This is a genomic window from Peribacillus sp. P4_C12 (assembly GCF_056402095.1).
The window spans coordinates 1-899 of sequence record NZ_JBFUIB010000974.1 but is presented as its reverse complement, the minus strand read 5'-3'; the positions used below and the strand labels follow the sequence as shown (position 1 = coordinate 899).

1 protein-coding gene is annotated in these 899 nt (G+C 42.7%); it reads right to left on the bottom strand.

Translation table 11 applies throughout. The annotated features are described in order from the left end of the window. Positions 1–8: 8 nt before the first annotated feature. On the bottom strand, positions 9–860 hold the full coding sequence (gene trpA, locus AC1DUW_RS30650; RefSeq protein ID WP_477644426.1) for a tryptophan synthase subunit alpha: 852 nt from the start codon (positions 858–860) through the stop codon (positions 9–11). Between the last annotated feature and the right edge of the window lie 39 nt (positions 861–899).

The following is an 899-nucleotide window of genomic DNA, read 5'->3' as shown; positions in this document are numbered from 1 at the left end:
GGATGTGGCTAACTTGCAATAGCTTCCCCTACTCCACTTGTGATTAATACATTTTTAAATGCGTCACCAGCTCCGATAATCAAGATAATGGATGCAGTTGGAGCAAGGCGTATCAATTCACTTATTTGATTTTCTTTACCCGCTTCAAAGCATTCGATTATCTTGCTTCCGACGATGACACCATCGCAGGATTGTACCGTATTGCGGACATGATCTGGAGTAGAGATGCCAAATCCGGCAAGAACAGGAACAGGACTTAGGTCTTTTACCTGTTTTAAATAGCCTCCAAGTTCTCCTCCAAAGGCATCACGGGTCCCCGTAATGCCCTTTACAGTCACAGCATAGATAAAACCCTCTGCCCCTGCCGTAATCTGAGTAATCCGTTCTCTAGAAGACGTGAGCGTCACAAGACGGATCAGTACAATCCCTGCAGTTTTTATAGTTGAAAAGACAGCTTCTTCTTCAATTGGCAAATCAGGGATGATACATCCGGCGATTCCTGCCTGAAGACAATCTTCTGTGAATTCTTTAAGGCCATATGCCATAATTGAATTTGCATACCCCATTAAAATGATTGGAATGTTTACATCGCCTTTGATTTCAGTCACTTTTTTTAGAATATCTTTTAAAGTTGTACCATTCTCCAAAGAACGGATTCCCGCCTGTTGGATAACCGGTCCATCAGCCACAGGGTCAGAGAATGGGATACCTAATTCGACAGCTGTTGCCCCGCTTTTTTCAAGGAATATAAGTTGGCTCTTTAGCCGTTCAAGACCGCCATCTCCTGCCATAATGTAAGGAATAAATGCTTTTTCTCCCCTAGATTCACATTCCTGCAGCGCTTTTGTTAATTTATTCATGTTCGCTACCCCCTAATATAGATTGGACCGTTTCAACAT

Bases quoted from the DNA above. Each gene is read 5' to 3' on its own strand.
- trpA (WP_477644426.1), bottom strand. From the start codon at position 860: ATGAATAAATTAACAAAAGCGCTGCAGGAATGTGAATCTAGGGGAGAA.